15 protein-coding genes are annotated in these 14,069 nt (G+C 69.3%); 8 read left to right on the plus strand and 7 right to left on the minus strand.

Annotation, left to right across the window (positions count from 1 at the left end; translation table 11 throughout):
* The first annotated feature begins 146 nt into the window (after positions 1 to 146).
* From ACZ5U5_RS13850 to ACZ5U5_RS13870, 5 genes are all read left to right on the plus strand, one after another.
* The gene (locus ACZ5U5_RS13850) at positions 147 to 863 is read left to right on the plus strand and encodes a TetR/AcrR family transcriptional regulator (RefSeq protein ID WP_469020422.1); all 717 of its coding nucleotides are present in this window, start codon (positions 147 to 149) and stop codon (positions 861 to 863) included.
* Positions 864 to 1,138: 275 nt separating this feature from the next.
* Entirely contained in the window at positions 1,139 to 2,548 is a 1,410-nt protein-coding gene (locus ACZ5U5_RS13855) for a family 2B encapsulin nanocompartment shell protein (RefSeq protein ID WP_469020425.1), read from the plus strand.
* 50 nt (positions 2,549 to 2,598) lie between these two features.
* On the plus strand, positions 2,599 to 3,885 hold the full coding sequence (locus tag ACZ5U5_RS13860; RefSeq protein ID WP_469020880.1) for a family 2 encapsulin nanocompartment cargo protein terpene cyclase: 1,287 nt from the start codon (positions 2,599 to 2,601) through the stop codon (positions 3,883 to 3,885).
* 14 nt (positions 3,886 to 3,899) lie between these two features.
* Positions 3,900 to 4,784: a geranyl diphosphate 2-C-methyltransferase gene (locus tag ACZ5U5_RS13865; protein ID WP_469020427.1), complete on the plus strand. Its 885-nt coding sequence runs from the start codon at positions 3,900 to 3,902 to the stop codon at positions 4,782 to 4,784.
* Positions 4,785 to 4,957: 173 nt separating this feature from the next.
* A complete protein-coding gene (locus ACZ5U5_RS13870) occupies positions 4,958 to 6,262 on the plus strand; it encodes a cytochrome P450 (protein ID WP_469020430.1) in 1,305 nt (434 codons plus the stop codon).
* Positions 6,263 to 6,371: 109 nt separating this feature from the next.
* Here ACZ5U5_RS13870 and ACZ5U5_RS13875 read toward each other — a convergent pair whose 3' ends face one another.
* Both ACZ5U5_RS13875 and ACZ5U5_RS13880 read right to left on the minus strand, forming a co-directional pair.
* A complete protein-coding gene (locus ACZ5U5_RS13875) occupies positions 6,372 to 6,752 on the minus strand; it encodes a hypothetical protein (protein WP_469020432.1) in 381 nt (126 codons plus the stop codon).
* A 227-nt stretch (positions 6,753 to 6,979) separates the two neighbouring features.
* The gene (locus tag ACZ5U5_RS13880; protein ID WP_469020434.1) at positions 6,980 to 7,360 is read right to left on the minus strand and encodes a tautomerase family protein; all 381 of its coding nucleotides are present in this window, start codon (positions 7,358 to 7,360) and stop codon (positions 6,980 to 6,982) included.
* A gap of 116 nt (positions 7,361 to 7,476) precedes the next feature.
* Here ACZ5U5_RS13880 and ACZ5U5_RS13885 point away from each other — a divergent pair, with 116 nt between their 5' ends.
* Complete coding sequence (locus tag ACZ5U5_RS13885) at positions 7,477 to 8,352, plus strand: LysR family transcriptional regulator (RefSeq protein WP_469020437.1); 876 nt, start codon at positions 7,477 to 7,479, stop codon at positions 8,350 to 8,352.
* Here the strand turns inward: ACZ5U5_RS13885 and ACZ5U5_RS13890 are convergent.
* The 3 genes from ACZ5U5_RS13890 to ACZ5U5_RS13900 form a co-directional block, all read right to left on the minus strand.
* Positions 8,343 to 8,723: a hypothetical protein gene (locus tag ACZ5U5_RS13890; RefSeq protein ID WP_469020439.1), complete on the minus strand. Its 381-nt coding sequence runs from the start codon at positions 8,721 to 8,723 to the stop codon at positions 8,343 to 8,345. The two genes, ACZ5U5_RS13885 and ACZ5U5_RS13890, sit on opposite strands and share 10 nt — an antisense overlap.
* A 242-nt stretch (positions 8,724 to 8,965) precedes the next feature.
* On the minus strand, positions 8,966 to 9,595 hold the full coding sequence (locus ACZ5U5_RS13895) for an alpha-ketoglutarate-dependent dioxygenase AlkB (RefSeq protein ID WP_469020441.1): 630 nt from the start codon (positions 9,593 to 9,595) through the stop codon (positions 8,966 to 8,968).
* A gap of 39 nt (positions 9,596 to 9,634) precedes the next feature.
* On the minus strand, positions 9,635 to 9,901 hold the full coding sequence (locus ACZ5U5_RS13900; protein ID WP_363207835.1) for a GlsB/YeaQ/YmgE family stress response membrane protein: 267 nt from the start codon (positions 9,899 to 9,901) through the stop codon (positions 9,635 to 9,637).
* A 343-nt stretch (positions 9,902 to 10,244) separates the two neighbouring features.
* Here ACZ5U5_RS13900 and ACZ5U5_RS13905 point away from each other — a divergent pair, with 343 nt between their 5' ends.
* Positions 10,245 to 10,412 carry a hypothetical protein gene (locus ACZ5U5_RS13905; RefSeq protein ID WP_469020444.1) on the plus strand — a complete coding sequence of 56 codons (168 nt, stop codon included), beginning with the start codon at positions 10,245 to 10,247 and terminating at the stop codon, positions 10,410 to 10,412.
* A gap of 87 nt (positions 10,413 to 10,499) precedes the next feature.
* Here ACZ5U5_RS13905 and ACZ5U5_RS13910 read toward each other — a convergent pair whose 3' ends face one another.
* Together ACZ5U5_RS13910 and ACZ5U5_RS13915 are read right to left on the minus strand one after the other, a co-directional pair.
* On the minus strand, positions 10,500 to 10,922 hold the full coding sequence (locus ACZ5U5_RS13910) for an SRPBCC family protein (protein WP_365826566.1): 423 nt from the start codon (positions 10,920 to 10,922) through the stop codon (positions 10,500 to 10,502).
* Positions 10,923 to 10,983: 61 nt separating this feature from the next.
* A complete protein-coding gene (locus tag ACZ5U5_RS13915) occupies positions 10,984 to 11,742 on the minus strand; it encodes a hypothetical protein (protein ID WP_469020445.1) in 759 nt (252 codons plus the stop codon).
* A gap of 195 nt (positions 11,743 to 11,937) precedes the next feature.
* Here ACZ5U5_RS13915 and ACZ5U5_RS13920 point away from each other — a divergent pair, with 195 nt between their 5' ends.
* The gene (locus tag ACZ5U5_RS13920; protein ID WP_469020448.1) at positions 11,938 to 13,983 is read left to right on the plus strand and encodes a SpoIIE family protein phosphatase; all 2,046 of its coding nucleotides are present in this window, start codon (positions 11,938 to 11,940) and stop codon (positions 13,981 to 13,983) included.
* The last annotated feature ends 86 nt before the right edge of the window (positions 13,984 to 14,069 follow it).

Genomic DNA, 14,069 nt, shown 5'->3' on the forward strand with positions numbered 1-14,069 from the left:
CGGTGTCGCACTCTTCGTCGCCGCGAACGACGTTAGTGAGACGGCAAGAAATTTGGCAGTGTTAGATTTTCCTCACGCCCATCAACTCCGGGCGCTCACACGGGTGATCGACGTCCGGTCACCGCCCACCCGCAGAGGAGGACGCCATGGCCACGCTCTCCCTGCGCGAGCGGCGCCGTGCCGCCGCCACACAAGAGATCCTGGACGCCGCCGAGCTCCACATCACCGAACACGGGCCCGCGGCCCTGTCCCTGCGAGCGGTCGCCCGCAGCCTCCAGATGACCGTGCAGGCGCTCTACCACTACTTTCCGAGCCGGGACGCGCTCGTCACGGCGCTCGTCACGAAGGCGTACGACGACCTGGCCGATGCCGTACAGGCCGCCGTCGACTCCGCGGAGGACGGTTCGGGCATGCCGCGCCTTGTGGTCGCGGCCGAGGGCTACCGCCGCTGGGCCATCGCACGCCCCGAGCACTTCCAGCTCCTCTACGGCACACCTCTGCGGGACTACGCGGCACCCGCGGAGGGCACGACCACCCAGGCGACGCGCAGGATGAGCGCCATCTTCGAGCGCGAACTGTTCGCGGGGTACAGCGAGGAACAGCTCGCCGCGGCCGACGCCCCCGCGCTCTCGCCCGCGCTGAGGGAACACCTGGAACAGCTGCCGCACTTCGGCGGGGGGCGTCTGCCTCCGGCCGCCACCGCGCTCTTCCTGAGCGCCTGGGGGCACCTGCATGGGCTCGTGGTCCTGGAGGTGTTCGGACATACCTCCTTCCTCGGCGAACACCAGGCCGAGATCTTCCGTGGGGCGATGCGGAACCTGCTGGAGGACATTCGTCGCCGAATCCCCGGAGGGCGGGCCTGACGGGTCATCAAACGACCCTGGAGTGACGGTGGATACGTGGGGCGAGCATCCTCCGGCCAACTGGCCAGAACCCGGTGGGTTGTTCAGATAAACCCCGTTCCGAGCAAGATCACCGCTTCGAGTGCAGCCGTCGGGCTTATCGGGCGAGGTGGGCGCAAGAGCCGTTAAATGGTCTGCGGATCTGGACGAAATCCCTGGGATTACGCCTCTACTTCCACTTTCGCCGGTTGGCACGCCTATGCCGGTTAGCACCCCCGCGAAGGAGAGCTCGCCCGATGACCGTTGAGACCGGCCCGGAAGCACGGCTGGAGCCGCCCCGGCAGACCAGCCTGGGTACCGCGGCTGCCAGGAACCTCGCCAACACGACCAAGTCCGCCCCGCAGATGCAGGAGATCACCTCTCGGTGGCTGCTGCGGATGCTCCCCTGGGTGGAGACCAAGGGTGGCGCCTATCGAGTGAACCGCCGCCTGAGCTACACCGTCGGAGACGGGCGCATCGAGTTCGTCCAGGACGGCGGCGACGTCCGCGTGATCCCCCGGGAACTCGGCGAACTGGCCCTGCTGCGCGGCTTCGACGACGTCGAGGTGCTGACCGAGATCGCCGACCGGTGCGTCCAGCGCGACTTCCGGGTCGGAGAGGTCCTCGTCGAGCGCGGCACCCCCGCCGAGGAACTCCACCTGATTGCCCACGGCAGGATCAGTCAGAAGTCCGTGGGCAAGTACGGGGACGAGGTCGGCGTCGCCGTACTCGCCGACGGCGACCGGTTCGGGGAAAGCGCCCTTCTGGACAGCGATGCCAGATGGGACTGCACCGCGACCGCCGAGACCGCAGGCACCCTGCTCACCCTGTCGCGCGCCGACTTCGCCACGGTGCTGTCCAACGCGCCGAGCCTGCAGTCCCACCTGGACGAGTTCCGCAGAATCCCGCAGCAGCGCCAGAACAAGCACGGCGAGGCCGAGATCGCGATGTCGGCCGGCCACACCGGCGAGGTCGCCTTGCCCGGCGCCTTCGTCGACTACGAACTCAAGCCGCGTGAGTACGAACTCTCCGCAGCCCAGACCATTCTGCGGATCCACACCAGGGTCACCGACCTCTACAACGGCCCGATGAACCAGATGGAGGAGCAACTCCGGCTCACCATCGAGGCGCTGCGCGAGCGCCAGGAGCACGAGCTCATCAACAACCGTGAGTTCGGCCTCCTCCAGAACGCCGACTTCAAGCAGCGGATCCAGCCCCACTCGGGCCCGCCGACCCCCGACGACCTCGACGAGCTGCTCTGCCGCCGCCGCGGCACCAGGCTCCTCCTCGCCCACCCCAGGACGATCGCGGCGATCGGGCGCGAGCTCAACTCCCGCGGAATCTACCCCGATCACGTCGACCTCGGCGGCCAGCAGGTTCCGGCCTGGCGCGGTGTCCCCATCCTGCCCTGCAACAAGATTCCCATCACCAAGGAACAGACGAGCTCGATCCTCGCCATGCGCGTCGGCGAGGACAACCAAGGCGTCGTCGGTCTGCATCAGACCGGACTGCCGGACGAGTACGAGCCGGGCCTCTCGGTGCGCTTCATGGGCATCAACGAGCAGGCCATCACCTCGTACCTGGTCAGCACCTATTACTCCGCCGCGATCCTGGTGCCCAACGCCCTCGGCGTGCTGGAGAACGTGCAGATCGCCCGCAGGTCCTAGCAGAGCCAGGTCCTGGCAGACCCGGTCTCAGCAGACCAGGTCCCGGCGGAATCCCGGCACGGCCACGACAGCCCGGAACTCCCCGGGCCGGGCCCCCATGCCCTGCTCCGGGAAAGCCCCCTCATCCCATCAAGGAGTCACGGATGCCCGAACCCGGGTCTTCCCCTCTGCCACCGAGCCCGCCTGCCGTCGCGGCCATCCTCGGGACCCCTGCCACCCAGGCAGCTGACGTGGTGAGACAGGCGAGCCCGGCCCTGGAGCGCATCCTGCGCGGCCCCAGCGGCCTGGGCACCGCGGGCCTGCACCTGGGCCGGCGCGAGGAGCCGCCGACACCCCCGGAGACCGAGGCGCCGGCGGAGAGACTGCAGATCCCCGGCCTCTACTACCACCCGGTGGCGGAGCCGGACCCGGCGCGGGTGGAGGAGGTCAGCCGCAGGATCAAGGACTGGGCGCTGGAGGAGGTCGAGCTGTATCCCGAGGAGTGGGAGGGCCAGTTCGACGGCTTCTCCGTCGGGCGCTACATGGTCGCCTGCCACCCGGACGCCCCGACCGTCGACCACCTGATGGTCGCCACCCGCCTCATGGTCGCCGAGAACGCGGTCGACGACTGCTACTGCGAGGACCACGGCGGCTCGCCCATCGGCCTCGGAGGACGCCTTCTTCTGGCACACACCGCCCTCGACCCCCTCCACGCCCCGAAGGAGTACCAACCACAGTGGGCGGAGTCGCTCCACGCGGACGCCCCGCGGCGCGCCTACCGCTCGGCGATGGAGTACTTCGTCCGACAGGCCACCCCCTCCCAGGCCGACCGCTACCGGCACGACATGGCCCGCCTGCACCTGGGGTATCTCGCCGAGGGCGCCTGGGCCCAGACGGACCACACCCCCGAGGTGTGGGAGTACCTCGCGATGCGGCAGTTCAACAACTTCCGCCCGTGCCCCACCATCACCGACACCATCGGCGGCTATGAGCTGCCAGCGGACCTGCATGCCCGGCCCGACATGCAGCGGGTCCTCGCGCTCGCCGGCAACGCCAGCACCATCGTCAACGACCTGTACTCGTACACCAAGGAACTCGCCGGTCCAGGACGGCACTTGAACCTGCCCGTGGTGATCGCCGACCGCGAGGACGTCTCCGACCAGGAGGGCTACCTCAAGGCGGTCGAGGTCCACAACGACCTCATGCGCGACTTCGAGGCCGAGGCCGCCGCCGTGGCCGAGGCCTGTCCCGCACCCAGCGTGCTGCGCTTCCTGCGGGGCGTGGCCGTGTGGGTCGACGGCAACCACTACTGGCACCAGACCAACACCTACCGCTACAGCCTGCCCGATTTCTGGTAAGGACGGAATCATCTGTGACCAGCACTGAAATCTCCACCGTCAGCGGTGCCTCCGCGTTCGTCCCCGCCCCGGCGACGCCCTACCAAGACGACATCGCGCGCTACTGGAACAACGAGGCGCGGCCGGTGAACCTGCGCCTCGGCGACGTCGACGGGCTCTACCACCATCACTACGGCATCGGTGACATCGACCACGAGGCCCTGGGCGACACCGACGACAGCGAGCACGAGAAGAGGCTGATCGCCGAGCTCCACCGCCTGGAGTCGGCACAGGCCGAAGTGCTCCTGGACAACCTCGGCTCCCCAGGAGCCGACGGCACGCTCGTGGACGCCGGCTGCGGCCGGGGCGGTTCGATGGTGATGGCCCACCAGCGCTTCGGCTGCAAGGTCGAGGGCGTCACCCTGTCCGCCAAACAGGCCGACTTCGCCAACCAGCGCGCCCAAGAACTCCGCATCGAGGACCACGTCCGCGCCCGCGTGTGCAACATGCTCGACATGCCCTTCGAGACCGGGCAGGCCGCGGGCTCGTGGAACAACGAGTCGAGCATGTACGTCGACCTGCACGACCTGTTCGCCGAGCACTCACGGATCCTTGAGGTCGGCGGTCGCTATGTGACCATCACCGGCTGCTGGAACCCGCGGTACGGCCAGCCCTCGAAGTGGGTCTCCCAGATCAACGCGCACTTCGAGTGCAACATCCACTCCCGCCGCGAGTATCTGCGCGCCATGGCCGACAACCGTCTCGTCCCGCAGGCCGTCATCGACCTGACACCCGAGACCCTGCCCTACTGGGAGTTGCGGGCCACGTCGTCGCTGGTCACCGGCATCGAGGAGGCGTTCATCAACTCGTACAAGGACGGCTCGTTCCAGTACGTCCTGATCGCGGCCGACCGCGTCTGAGCGCTTCTCCGCGAAGGGGCCGGGCCCGCCATCCGGCGGCCCGGCCCCTTCGGCGTGCCAACTGCGTGAGTCAGGCGCCCTGTTGTGCGCCGCGTCAGCTCCCCTACAGTGCGTGACGCCCGCCCCGTCCGCCCGAGAAGACGACATACAAGCCGCCGACCAGGAGCAGCCCTGTGGCCACCCGCCGCGTCCCCGAGCTCGACCCCGCCCTCGTCTCCCAGTGGCAGGCCGGGGGAGGGGAACTCGTCGATCTCCTCGGCCGGGCGCGCGAACAGCTCGGCGGGGTCGCCGCGTTCAGGCTGGGGCCGCGTCCGACCGTGCTCGTCACCGACCCTGACGCCGTGCAGCACGTGCTCGCGCTCCAGCCGGGCCGGTACGTGAAGCGTTCGCACCGGGCGCGCCTGCTGATCGGCGACGGAGTCCTGGCGGCGACGGGCGAGGCGTGGCAGCGTCAACGGCGTCTGCTGCAGTCCCAGTTCACCGGGCCGGGGATGCGCCGCTTCGAGCAGCGGATCACCGACTCCGCGCGGACCGTGGCGGCGCGCTGGGCCGAGTACGCGCGCACCGGCGAGGTCTTCGACGTGGGCGACGAGATGCGCCGCTACGCCCTCGACACCATCTGGCGTTCCTTGACCGGGCACTCCCTCGACCCGTCGACGGAGCGTGAACTGGCCGCCGTACCCGCCGTGGTGGCCGCCCTGCCCAGCCTGCCCGCCGACAGTGCCGCCGCCCAAGAAGCGGTCGCCGCCGAGCTGGTCCGCATCGACGCCGTGGCGAGCCGCGCCATCGCCGCCGCACGTGACAACGAGCCGGGCCCCGACGGCCCCGGCCTGCTGCACGTCCTGCTGGAGGCGTCCGCGACGCGCCCCGAGTACACCGACGGACTGATCCGCGACGAGCTCGTCACCCTCCTCGTCGCCGGGCACGAGACCACGGCCACGACCCTGACCTGGCTCTACCTCCTCCTGGACAGCAACCCGGAGGCGCGGGAACAGGCCCTCGCCGCGGGCGCCGAGGGCTCGCCCGAGCGGCGCCAGGCCATCCAGGCACTGGTCCACGAAGCCCTGCGGTTCTACCCCTCCGCCTGGATACTGCCGCGCAGCGCGGCACAGGACGACATCCTCGTTGGGTACGAGATCGAGGCCGGCACCGACGTACTGGTCTGCCCCTACCTCACGCACTGGGACCCCGACCTCTGGGACGACCCGGCCCGCTTCGACCCGACGCGCTTCACGGTCCCGGGGCGACGCCCCACCCACCCGGGAAGCTACTTCCCGTTCGGCATCGGCCCCCGCGCCTGCCTGGGCCTGCAGTTCGCCCTCCGCGAGTCGACCGCGCTCCTCGAACTCCTCCTGCCGGCCCACACCCCAAGCTTCCGCTCCACCCCGAAGGGAGCCGTCCACAGCATCACCGTCCGCCCCGACGGCCCGACACCGGCGGTGCTGCACGGCCAGACCGTTGCGGGGGCCTGCCGGTAGTTGCCGAGGTTCTTCGCGAGCTTCAAGGCCGCGTGCCCTCGAAAATGGCTCGACGTTCGGGGCGGCGGAAGGCGGAAGGCGGTTCACCTGGGAGAGGCTTCAGTCGACCTCAGCCTGTCATCACTGGCACGATCACGGCCGCGACGGCGGATGCGAGACCGCCGACGGCGATGAACGCCCCGAACTTCTCCTTGGCGGACGGAAAGACCGCCCTTGAGACGTCTCCGGCCTTGCTCCGCAGAACGACCATCTTCATCTTCTGCCACCGATGTTGGCGGAGACCGCAACCCATCAAGATTCCCGAGGCGTTGCGTCGGCAGTAAGTTCCGTTGCGATTCACTGCTCCGCACCACACGGGAAGCTGAAACGTCGCGTACGCAACGACTAGCAGCGAGAGGACCACGATCACAGCGCTGCCAGCTCCGCTGCCCCAGGCAACGACAAGCGCCGCCGCTGCGATGTAGCCCCAGTACATCCAGATCCCCCTCATGGGCGGGGACGGTACTGCTGGGCAGCGTCGATGCACAGAGCGTGAATGAGCCAGCTCGGGGCCCCAATCGGCGGGGCAACTCGCGAGGAAGACTCGGATGTCGGCGGCGAGCCTTCGCTCGGTCATCCCCGGAGCAGGGCGGCCGTCGAGGGGGTCCTCGGCAACGTGCCCCCAGTTGTGCCCTGATAAGTGAGCTTAGCGATGCGCACGCAGATCAAACCAGTTGGTCAGCGGTAGTGGTCGAACTGCGTCACACCGCCGTAGCCGTAGCTCTCGGGATGCAGTTCGTGCAGGGCGACCCCGCAGCGGGCGAGCGGTCCGAGCACGTCGGCCAGGAGTTGATCGGCTCCCGCGATGAACGCCGATTTCTGGGCGGCGCTGTTGGTGCCCAGGGTGATGCTGACCTCGACATGCGCGTCGAGTGCGCCGGTCAGGGGTGTGCCGTCGACGAAGTACCGGGTGCCGGGTACCAGGTCGATGTGGATGATCGTGCGCGCACGGGACTTGCCCAGGGCCGAGACCGCGAGGCCGGTGAGTCCCTCGGCCAGCGCGTGCTGAGTCGTGACGGGGAGGTCGGTGTCGGTGACTGTGATGCGGATGTACGGCATGGCTCTCCTTGGACGACTCGGTGGGTGCCGTCGGGAGGCGGCGGCACGGAGCAAGCCTCGCCAACCTGGGACAATGGAGCCAACGCACTGAAGTCATAGCTCTATGAGGCCGCCGCATGACCGTGAATCTTCCCCAGCTGAAGGCTTTCTTGGCCGTGGTCGAAGCGGGCGGATTCAGTGCGGCCGCCGACGAGTTGGGCATGAGCCAGTCCGCGGTCTCGCACGCCGTCGCCTCCCTCGAACGCGAGCTGACGGCTCCGCTGCTGGTCCGCGCCGCGCCGGTGCGGACCACGGCCCTGGGCGAGCGGATCCTGCCGCACGCGCGCACCGCCCTGTCGGCGGCGCGCTTCGTGGAACAAGTCGCGGCCGAAGCCGCGAAGACGATGACCGGCACCGTGCGGCTGGCCTGCACGCCGACGGTCTGCCGGGGGTTGATCCCTGGTCTGCTCCGGCACTGGGCCGAAGATCAGCCTCGGGTGACGGTCAAGGCCTTCGAGGGTGACAGCACGGAAGTGACCACCTGGCTGGCGGACGGCGTGGCCGACGCCGCCATCCTCATCGACCCGCCACCGGGGCCGGGCGTTCACCTGGCCGAGGACCACTACCGTGCCGTCCTGCCGCGGGACCACCCCTTGGCGGGCGAACCATGCGTGGACATCGGGGACTTGGCGGACGACCGGTTCCTGATCTCGCCCGACAACTGCGAGACCCGCATCCGCGCCATCCACACCCGGGCCGGGCTGCCCTTCACGCCCACCCACCGGGTGCGCGACCTGACGACGCTGATCAGCATGGTGCAGGCGGGCATCGGCGTGACGGTGCTGTCCGAGGTCTCTCGCTCCCTGCTCCCCGCCGACCTGTCCCTGCTGCCGCTCAGGCCCGCGGTATCCCGCCACCTCGTGCTGACCGGACCCCGTACCCGCTCCTGGCACCCGGCGGTCCGCCCCCTGGCGGAGTCAGCCGCCGCGCACCTGGCGCGGTCCTACTTCTGAGCGCTCTCCATGTCGTCGTGGTGCTGCCGCAGCCTGATGCTGACCATGCCCGTCGTGAGCAGCACGCTGCCTGCCGCGGTCAGCGGTATGGACAACACCAGAGCCGCCAGCGGCTGGGGCCAGCTTCGGTCGGAGGCGCATTGCAGGGCGTCCCTGTGGGCGTCATCGGAGTCCTCGTAGTAGAGGTCCCTGGGTTCGGCGTCGACCGGGGCGGGGCAGTCCACGGCGTTGTACGTGGAGTCGTACGACGTGAAGAGCTGCCATGCGGCATGGAGCCAGAGCAGCAAGGCGCAGGCCAGCAGCCCGATTCCCCAGCTCTGCAGGCGGGTGGCCCGTGCCCGGAAATTCTGTTCGACCGCCAGTGGGTGCACGTGCGTCTCCTCGAGTTCGTCCGGGCAGGAAAAAGCCCCGGTCCCTGACGAGGGACCGGGGCTGTCGCGAGCGCTGGGCAGGCCTTGCACCTACATTTCCCCACAGGAAGCGGGGTGTCTTTCCTTGGACGACCAACGCGGGGCCCACCGGCCGGAGTTCTGGCTGTGGGCGCAAGATCGACTGTAGCGCATGGGGCCGGCTCGGAGCACATCGCGTCCGCGCCTCTCGGGGCTGCGATCCGTCACTGCACCCCGTGCGGCCGGAACTGGATGCTGATGCGGCCACCGGCGGCCCGGGCCGACTTGGGGATGGCGTGCTCCCAAGTGCGCTGGCAGGAACCGCCCATCACGATCAGATCGCCGTGCCCGAGCGGACGCCGGACGACGTCGCCGCCGCCGCGCGGACGGAGCACCAGGTCACGGGGCGCCCCCACGGAGAGGATGGCGACCATCGTGTCCTCGCGGGCGCCCCGGCCGATGCGGTCGCCGTGCCAGGCCACACTGTCGCGCCCGTCGCGGTAGTGGCACAGGCCGGCTGTCGTGAAGGCCTCGCCGAGTTCGGCGGCGTAGTGCTCGGAGAGAGCTTGCCGGGCCTCGTCGAGCACGGCGTGGGGGAGTGGCTCGCCTGCGCGGTAGAAGGCGAGCAGGCGAGGGACGTCCACGACCCTCTCGTACATCTGGCGGCGCTCGGCCTTCCATGGGACGTCCGCCGCCAGTCGTTCGAACAGGACATCGGCGCCGCCGAGCCAGCCCGGCAGGAGGTCGATCCACGCACCGTCACCGAGGACGGTCCGACGGATTCCGTCGAGGGATCCCAGGCGTACGTCGTCGCCCTGATCGAAGAGCGATCCCTGGAGCTGGTGCGTTGCCATGGGGCCAGTGTACCCACTGATTCGAACATTCGATCTAATTCAGCGTGACCGCCCTCCCGTGAGCAGGCGATAGATGACCAGGACGACCACGGAACCGAGAATGGCGGCGATCCAGGTCGACAGGTGGAAGAACCCGTTGATCGAGTGAACGCCGAAGATCACCTTCCCCAACCACCCGCCGAGCAGGCCTCCCACGATGCCGATCAGCATCGTCACCAGGCAGCCCCCCGGGTCCTTGCCGGGGGTGAGGGCCTTGGCGATGGCCCCTGCGATCAGACCGATCAGGATCCAGGCGATGATGCCCACGAGCATGGTCCTTTCTCTTGTGCACCTTGGTGTACGTGTCGCGGCAAGTGCTGTGCCGTCTGATACTGGGACCAATGTCCCTCCGCGGACATCGCACTCGGGACCAAGGTCATCAACCATGGGACAAAGGTCATTCCTCTGCCAGCCGACCGGGTGAAGGCAGCCCGGTCGACGCCTGGTCGCCGCCCGGACGCAACCCGGTCCGCTCTGGAGATGTGAAGAGAGCGTTGCAGGCTCTCCATACCTTCGGGGCCGTGGGCATGTCAGTCAGGGGCAGGCGAGAAGAGAAGCCGCGAGGAGGACGCTGCCGATGCTAGTTGTCGCTCTTTTGCTCCTACCGGTCATGGGACTCCTGATCATCGCCATGGACCGCATCGAGGACAGCCTGAACGAGGAAGCGGAGCCGAGAACCGATCGGCGCGTACGCCACCTGCGCCTCGTCCACGGGCACGGCCACACGGGACGTCGTCATCGAGCGCCCGCCGCGGAGCGTCGCGGCGACGTGGCCTGAGCCCGGTCCGACGCACCACGAAGGGTGCCGCGCATGCTGCTGAGCAGCGTGCGCGGCACCCTTTTGCCGTCAATGGCCCCGCTGGGGCTAGTGCGCCGTCTTCTCGGCGAGTTTCTGGAATTCACCCAGGTCGTAGTTGGCCAGGGTTGAGTCGAGGTTCGTGAGAGCGCCGAGGTGTTCGACGAAGCCCTTGGGGTCGTACTCGATCTGGAGTGTCACCCGGCTCGTGGTGTCACTCAGCCGGTGAAAGGTCACCACACCGGCGTGATCCACCCCTTCGACGGTGTGCCAGGCGATCCGCTTCTCGGGCACCACTTCGGTGAGCTCGGCCACGAAGTTCTTCTCCGCGCCGGGCAGCTCCAGCTGCCACGCGAAGCGTCGCTCGTCCATCGGCTCGACCAGCCGTACGTGGCTGAGGAAGGAGGGCCAGCGGGCCACGTCGCTCCACAGCTGCCAGGCGACGGAAACCGGCGCCCGGACATCGACGGACTCGAGCAGGGACGCGGACATTACGCACCTCTTTCTGAACGGGAGTGGCTACGGGCGCACCCGGCACCCGGCTGCGCCGACGTCACGCCTTCTGGCCGGACGCGGCAAGCTTCTGCAGGTCGACGGTCTCGCCGGGCGCGGGCGCCTCAGGGCTGACCGTCTTGCCGTAGTCGCTGAAGGTGGCGGTGTTGGGTTCCTTGCCGCCCGTCGACGTGGAGCGCAGGATGTACGGCTTGCCCTCGGTGGCCACGTACAGCGTGAGGGTCTCCCCGCCGGAGGTCTTCTTCGTCAGCTTGATCGTCTCGGTACCGTCGACGTCCGCCGTCGCGCCCTTCTTCATGCCCTTGCGTTCCGACTTGTTCTTGTCCATGGAAGCCATGAGCGCCTTCTTGTCGCACAGGCTCTTCGCCGTCTGGTCGTCGGCCGGTGCCTTCACCCACTTGTCGGCAATCTTCGGCACGATCTTGTCGCCGCCGGCCTGGCCCTTGAGGGCGGTCCGCCAGTACTTCTCGTCGCCCCGCAGATAGAACGTCCCCTTGGTGTTCCGCACTTCCGCCGAGGTGCCGTCCGCCTCGATGCTGCCGTCACAGTTCCTGTTGTTGTCGACGGACAGGTCGACGGTCGTCGTGGAACCCGCCGACTGCTGCACCGTTCCCTTCATGTGCATCGAGTCGGCCTGCTCGGTGGCCTTGACCGCGTCAGCGGCGATCTGGTCGGCGCTCTTGCCCGCGAACGGCTTGTCGCCGGATTTCGAGTCCGAGCCCGAGTCGCCGCCGCATCCCGACAGGGCCACCATCGCCGCCCCGGCCACCACGGCCGCCATCTTTCTGCTGCCCTTCACCACGTCTGCTCCCTCCCGAGGACGCACCTGCGCCCCGTCCGCTGTCCCGCGGCCGTCGGGGCCGCGGAAACACCCGGATACCCCGTTGTCGGGGGAGATCACCGGAAGGTCGATCTCCACTTTCGGCAGGGCGCGGGCGCCGCGCGCCCGGGGCCCGTGGCGCTTATGGTGACCGAGCGGCATACGGAGACAGCCATGACCTCAGCCAAGAAGTCACACTTCGATCCGGAACAGTTCCTGCACCTGACCGGCATGGGCAGTTTCGACTGGGACCTGGACAGCGGTGAGCTCGGACTCGATGCCGGTGCGCTCGGCGTGTTCGACCTGCGGCCCGACGAGTTCCACGGCCTGGTGACTTCCCTGCAGGGGCGCGTACCTCCCGAGGAGATGGTGCGGATCACCTTCGCCGTCACGGAGGCGACCGCTGCGGGGAAGGACCTCTACGGCGTCTACTTCCGCGTCCGCCATCGCGACGGCTCCCTGCACCTCAGTCACGCCCGTGGACGCATCCTGCGCAACGACGCGGGCCGGGCCGTACGCGTCATCGGCGTCCTGCGGACGGCCGCGGACGACGGGTCCCAGCTCGCCGCCACCGATCCCAGGGAGGAGCGCCGTCAGGGCGTCGCGCTGATGGTGCAGGGCACCACACAGGCCCTCTCCCGGGCCGTGACGGTCGACGACGTGGTGGCCGTGCTCTCCGGCGCGAGCGGCCTAGACCGGTTCGCCGCCGACGGCCTGGTTCTCGGCCTCGTCGACGGGGACAACCTGAAGATGATCGCCCTGGTGGGACAGACGATGCAGGCCCTCGACGAGCTCAAGCTGCACAAGGTCGACGAATCGCTGCCGCTGGCCGAGGCCGTCATGACACGGCAGCCCCGTTTCGTGGGTTCCCTGCCCGACCTCGGGCGGCGCTTCACCCGCCTCAGGCCCTACATCGAGGACATGAAGCTCGACTCGGCGGCGTTCCTGCCCCTGGTGGCGCAGGACCGGGCCATCGGCGGACTCGCCCTCTTCTATCGCGGCCGCAAGGACTTCACCGACGCGGACCGCAACCTCTGCATCGGTCTCTCCGGCATCGTCGCCCAGTCACTGCAGCGGGCCATGCTGTTCGACGAGGAACGGGACCTCGCCAAGAGCCTGCAGGCCACGATGTTGCCGCGCGGCGTCCCCGACGTCGCGGACTCCGAGGTCGCCGTGCGCTATCACGCCGCCTGGGGCGGTCGCGACGTCGGAGGCGATTTCTACGACGTCATCACCCTGCCCCGCGGGCGTATCGGGGTGGTCGTCGGCGACGTACAGGGACACGACACCCACGCGGCGGCCATCATGGGGCAGCTCCGTATCGCCCTGCGGGCGTTCGCGGGTGAGGGGCACCCGCCCGCGACGGTGCTCTCGCGCGCCTCCCGCTTCCTGGCCGAACTGGACACCGAGCGCTTCGCCACGTGCACCTACGCCCAGTTCGACCCCGCCACCGGCATCGTGCGCGCCGTGCGGGCCGGGCATCTGCCGCCCCTCGTGCGGCATGTCGACGGCCGCGTGGGCGTGCCGCGGGTCCGTGGCGGGCTGCCGCTGGGCCTCGCCACCGAGTTCGGCATGGAGGACTACCCGGAGGTGCGGCTCGACCTCGTGCCCGGCGAGACGATGGTCCTGTGCACGGACGGGCTCGTGGAGGACGCCGGTCTCGATCTCGACACCGGGATGCAGAACCTCGCCGAGGTGCTGTCCGCCGGCCCCGAGGGCGCGGAGGACCTCGCGGACCATCTCTCCCGCGCACTGTGGAAGAGGTGGGGCAGCAGCGACGACGTGGCGCTCCTGGTCCTGCGCCGGCTCCCCGACCCCGGGACGCTCCAGGAGCCGCGCATCCACCGTTACGTCCACCAGGCCGACCCGGAAGGGCTCGCCGACGCGCGTGCGGCGCTGCGGGAACACCTCGCGTCGTGGGGCCTTGGAGCGGTCGCGGACGACGTCGAGGTGGCGGCGGGAGAACTCCTCGTCAATGCCCTGGTCCACACCGAGGGGGGCGCCATCCTCACGCTGGAGGTGCTCACGGGGCCGCCCCGCCATGTCCGTCTCTGGGTGAAGGACCGCTCAAGCACCCGGCCCCACATGAGGTCCCCGGTCGAGACCGCCACCTCCGGCCGCGGCCTGCTTCTGGTGGAGGCGGTCGCCACGCGCTGGGGCATCGAGCCGCGGGGCGAGGGCAAGGCGGTCTGGTGCGACTTCGCGGTGCCGCCGGACTGAACGCATGACGCCGGGCTGAACGCACGCGAAGGCCCGTCGGCGCTGCCCCACAGGCAGCGGCCGACGGGCCGGTCGTCCGGAGTCGC

This window comes from Streptomyces sp. NPDC033177 (assembly GCF_055577715.1).

What these genes read in the sequence shown, in the direction of transcription:
- ACZ5U5_RS13885 (WP_469020437.1), top strand. Translation starts at nt 7,477, where the DNA reads ATGACCGTGAATCTTCCCCAGCTGAAGGCTTTCTTGGCCGTGGTCGAA.
- ACZ5U5_RS13855 (WP_469020425.1), top strand. Translation starts at nt 1,139, where the DNA reads ATGACCGTTGAGACCGGCCCGGAAGCACGGCTGGAGCCGCCCCGGCAG.
- ACZ5U5_RS13910 (WP_365826566.1), bottom strand. Translation starts at nt 10,922, where the DNA reads ATGTCCGCGTCCCTGCTCGAGTCCGTCGATGTCCGGGCGCCGGTTTCC.
- ACZ5U5_RS13905 (WP_469020444.1), top strand. Translation starts at nt 10,245, where the DNA reads ATGGGACTCCTGATCATCGCCATGGACCGCATCGAGGACAGCCTGAAC.
- ACZ5U5_RS13880 (WP_469020434.1), bottom strand. Translation starts at nt 7,360, where the DNA reads ATGCCGTACATCCGCATCACAGTCACCGACACCGACCTCCCCGTCACG.
- ACZ5U5_RS13875 (WP_469020432.1), bottom strand. Translation starts at nt 6,752, where the DNA reads ATGAGGGGGATCTGGATGTACTGGGGCTACATCGCAGCGGCGGCGCTT.
- ACZ5U5_RS13895 (WP_469020441.1), bottom strand. Translation starts at nt 9,595, where the DNA reads ATGGCAACGCACCAGCTCCAGGGATCGCTCTTCGATCAGGGCGACGAC.
- ACZ5U5_RS13850 (WP_469020422.1), top strand. Translation starts at nt 147, where the DNA reads ATGGCCACGCTCTCCCTGCGCGAGCGGCGCCGTGCCGCCGCCACACAA.
- ACZ5U5_RS13920 (WP_469020448.1), top strand. Translation starts at nt 11,938, where the DNA reads ATGACCTCAGCCAAGAAGTCACACTTCGATCCGGAACAGTTCCTGCAC.